The sequence below is a fragment of the Streptomyces eurythermus genome, from assembly GCF_014649115.1.
In the GTDB taxonomy this organism is placed as follows: domain Bacteria; phylum Actinomycetota; class Actinomycetes; order Streptomycetales; family Streptomycetaceae; genus Streptomyces; species Streptomyces eurythermus.
In genome coordinates this window covers 1-4,388 of sequence record NZ_BMSK01000051.1, presented here as the reverse complement: position 1 = coordinate 4,388, position 4,388 = coordinate 1, and the positions used below count along the sequence as shown (strand labels likewise).

Sequence of the window (4,388 nt, the reverse complement as noted above, 5' to 3'; positions counted from 1 at the left end):
ATCGCCATCACCATCTTGATCACACCCGCAACCCCAGCAGCCGCCTGCGCATGACCGATGTTCGACTTCAACGACCCCAACCACAAAGGCCGATCAGCAGACCTTCCCCGCCCGTACGTCGCCAACAGCGCCTGCGCCTCGATCGGATCCCCCAACCGCGTCCCCGTCCCATGCGCCTCCACCACATCCACATCCGCCGGCTCCAGCCCGGCAACCCCCAACGCCTGCCGGATCACCCGCTCCTGCGACGGACCATTCGGCGCGGTCAGCCCATTGCTCGCACCGTCCTGGTTCACCGCCGAACCCCGCACCACCGCAAGCACCCGATGCCCACGACGCCGCGCATCCGACAACCGCTCCACCGCCAGCACCCCCACGCCCTCGGCCCAGCCCGTCCCATCAGCCGCATCCGAGAACGCCTTGCACCGGCCATCAGCCGCCAACCCACGCTGCCGCGAGAACTCCACGAAGAGCCCGGGCGCGGCCATGACCGTCACACCACCCGCGAGAGCCAGATCGCATTCACCCTGCCGCAGCGCCTGCACCGCCAGGTGCAACGCCACCAACGACGACGAACACGCCGTGTCCACCGACACCGCCGGGCCCTCGAGCCCCAGCACATACGAGACCCGACCCGACGCCACACTCGCCGACTTGCCGGTCAGCAGATATCCCTCATGGTCCTGCGAGGCTTCGTGCAGCCGGGCGGCGTACTCCTGGTGTGTGAGGCCGGTGTAGACACCGGTGCGGCTGCCGCGCAGGGTGCGGGGATCGATACCGGCCCGCTCCAGCGCCTCCCACGACGTCTCCAGCAGCAACCGCTGCTGCGGATCCATCGCCACCGCCTCACGCGGCGAAACCCCGAAGAACTCCGCGTCGAACTCCCCCGCCCCATGCAGGAAACCCCCCTCCCGCGCGTATGTCTTTCCGGGAGTCCCGGGCTCCGGGGAGTAGATCGCGTCGAAGTCCCAGCCGCGGTCCGTGGGAGGGTCGCCGATGACGTCCCGCTCCCGCAGGACGAGGTCCCACAGCTCTTCGGGGCTGTCGACGTCACCGGGGAAGCGGCAGGCCATCCCGACGATGGCGATCAAGTCGTCGTCCGTGGCGGCCTTGAACGTCTCGGGAAGGTGTCCGGCCCGCTCGGTTTCCTCGTCGTCCGCGAGCCTGGAGAGGATGTGGTCGGCGAGCGCCGCCGGGTTCGGGTAGTCGAAGGCGGTCGTCGTGGGAAGCGACAGACCTGTGGCGGCATTGACGCGGTTCCGCAGTTCCAGCGCGGTGAGCGAGTCGAAGCCGACCTCCTTGAAGGCCCTGTCCGGACCGATCGCGTCCGTGGTGCCGTGCCGCAGTACGGCGGCGGCCTCGTCCCGGATCAGCTCGACGAGCCGGTGCCGGCGTTCGGCTTCGGTGCGGCCGTTCAGAAGCGCCGTCAGTTCGGCGGCTCCGGGCGCGGCCGGGCGCTGTCGACGGGCCGTGTCCAATGCCTCGCGCGCCTCCGGCACGGTCGAGAAGAGGTGGGTCGCCCGTACGGCGTCGGTGCTCGGCGCGAAACGCTCCCAGTCGACGGCCGCCACGGTCACGCAGGTGTCGTCCCGATCAAGAGCCTGCTGTAGCGCTTCGACGGCCCGTACGGGGTCCATGGCCTCGATGCCGCGCCGGACGAGGCTCTCCTCGCCGGTGCCCTCCGCCATGCCGCCGCCGGCCCACAGGCCCCAGGCGATCGAGATGGCCGGCAGACCGTCGGCACGCCGCCGCTCGGCCAGGGCGTCGAGAGCGGCGTTGGCGGCGGCGTACGCGGCTTGGCCGCCGTTGCCCCAGACGCCCGTGACCGAGGAGAAGAGGACGAACGCGTCCACGTCACGGTCGGCGGTCAGTTCGTGCAGCAGCTCGGCGGCATCCGCCTTGGGCCGGCTCACGAGGGCGAGACCGTCGGCGGACAGCCCGTCGATCACACCGTCGGCGAGCACGCCGGCGGTGTGGAACACGGCGGTGGGGGGATGGTCGTCCAGCAGCGCCGCGAGCGCCGCACGGTCGGAGACGTCACACGCCACCACCGTGACCCGGACTCCCCGCGCCTCCAGCTCGGCCGTCAACGCGGCCGCCCCCGGGGCGTCCTGGCCGCGTCGGCTGGTGAGCACCAGGTGCTCGGCACCGTTCGCCGCCAGCCAGCGGGCCACATGACCACCGAGCGCACCCGTACCGCCCGTCACCAGCACCGTCCCCCGCGGTCGCCAGTGCGTGCGGGCCCCACCCGGGGCGCGTACGACTCGACGTCCGTACACCCCAGCGCTCCGGATCGCCACCTCGTCCTCGGCGCCGTCGGCAGTCCCGGCAGCTCCGAGGACGGTGACCATACGGCGCAGGACGCGCTCGTCCGGAGGCGCCGACGGCAGATCGATCGAACCGCCCCACACCTCGGGCAGTTCCAGGGCGGCCACCCGGCCGAACGCCCGGAGACGAGCCCCCATGTCGTCGGGCACTTCCCCCGGTATCACAGCCACGGCGCCCTGGGTGACGGCCCACACCGGGGCTCCCAGACCTACGTCGTTCGCCGCTTGGACGAGGGGGACGGACGATGCCACGGCGGAAGGCGCGTGCGAGAGTGCGAGCAGAGACAGCACTCCCCGGACAGCCGGTTCCCCGTTCCCCGATTCCTCGTCCTGCCTACGGTGTGCCGCGAGCAGCTCCGCGAAGTGAGCGCGGTCAGCGGTCAGCGGTACGGACACACGCGCGAGATCAGCTCCACACCGGGTGAGTGTGTCGGCGATGTCATCCGCCGGGCCGGGGTCCGTGCCCTCCGGCAGCACCAGCAGCCAGCGCCCGGACAGCCGGGCCGTCTCCTCCGTCGGCAGCCCCTTCCAGACCACCTTGTACCGCCAGGCATCGACACCGGCCGGCGTGGCGGTCCCTACCGACGCCTGTACACGCGGGCCCGACTCCAACCAATAGTGCTGACGTTGGAAGGGGTAGGTGGGCAGGTCGACCCGACGGGCGGACAGACCGTGCATGGTGTAGGCGGCCTTCCAGTCGACCGCCACTCCGTGGACGAAGGCTTCCGCCATCGAGGTCCACAGCCGGCGCAGACCGCCCTCGCCTTTGCGGAGCGTGCCGGTGATGACGACGTCCCGGCCGGTGCTCGCCTGGTCGACGAGTTCCTGGATGCCGATGGTGAGGACCGGATGGGCACTGGCCTCGATGAACACACCGAACCCGTCAGCCAACAGCAGATCAACCGTCTCCGCGAACCGGACACGCGAGCGCAGATTGCGATACCAGTAGCCTGCGTCCGTGCGCACCGGCCGGCCCGGCTCCACGGTGGAGTAGAACGGTATCTGCGGCTCCCGTGCCACCACCGGCGCCAGCAGGCTGGCGAGTTCCGCCTCCACCGCCTCCACCTGCGCGGAATGCGAGGCATAGTCCACCGGAATCCGACGAGCCCGAACGCCGTCCCGCTCACAGACTTCGAGAAACTCGGTTATCGCGTCGGCTTCTCCCGACACGACCGTGATCGCAGGCCCATTGACGGCAGCGACGCCCAGACGGTCCGACCAGCCGGTCAAACGTTCCTCGACCACGTCGGCGGGCAGGGCCACCGATGCCATCCCACCCGCACCCGCCAGGACCCGGCCGATCACCTGCGAACGCAAGGCCACCACGCGTGCCCCGTCCTCCAGACTCAAGGCACCGGATACGACGGCTGCGGCGATCTCTCCCTGCGAGTGACCCACGACCGCATCCGGCCTGACGCCGGCGCTGGCCCAGACTTCGGCCAGCGACACCATCACCGCCCACGTCACCGGCTGCACCACATCCACCCGCTCAAGCCCCTCACCCGAGCGCACCACCTCCAACAAATCCCACCCCACCAACGGGCTCAACGCGGCAGCACACTCACCCATACGAGCCGCGAACACCGGAGAAGACTCCAGCAGTTCCGCACCCATACCGGCCCACTGCGTCCCCTGACCCGGGAACACCAACACCGACCGGCCCACCGAACCAGCAACACCCGACACCACCGGGGCCCGCATACCCTCCAGCAGTTCCTCACGCCCGGACGCCACCACCACCGCACGATGACCGAACACCGAACGCTGGACCGTCGACCATCCGACCTCGCCCACACCCAGCCCGCCATCGGACTCCACCAAGGCGGCCAGACGCCCCAACCCCGCGTCCAAAGCCCCCGCCGAAGCACCCGACACCACCACCGGAACAGGGTGTTTGACCGGCCCAGGCACCGCCTCAGCATCCCCCGCTTCCTCGGGGGCTTGTTCCAGTACGACGTGCGCGTTCGTTCCGCTCACCCCGAACGCCGACACCGCCGCCCTGCGCGCACGCTCCACCACCGGCCACGCACGCGCCCGCGTCAACACCTCCACCCCACCCGA

The 4,388-nt window shown here is 70.6% G+C and carries 1 protein-coding gene; it reads right to left on the bottom strand.

The genetic code is table 11. The features are described from left to right. A partial coding sequence (locus tag IE251_RS40405) for a type I polyketide synthase (protein WP_229897176.1) occupies positions 1-4,379 on the bottom strand: 4,379 nt, incomplete at its 3' end. Positions 4,380-4,388 lie beyond the last annotated feature (9 nt).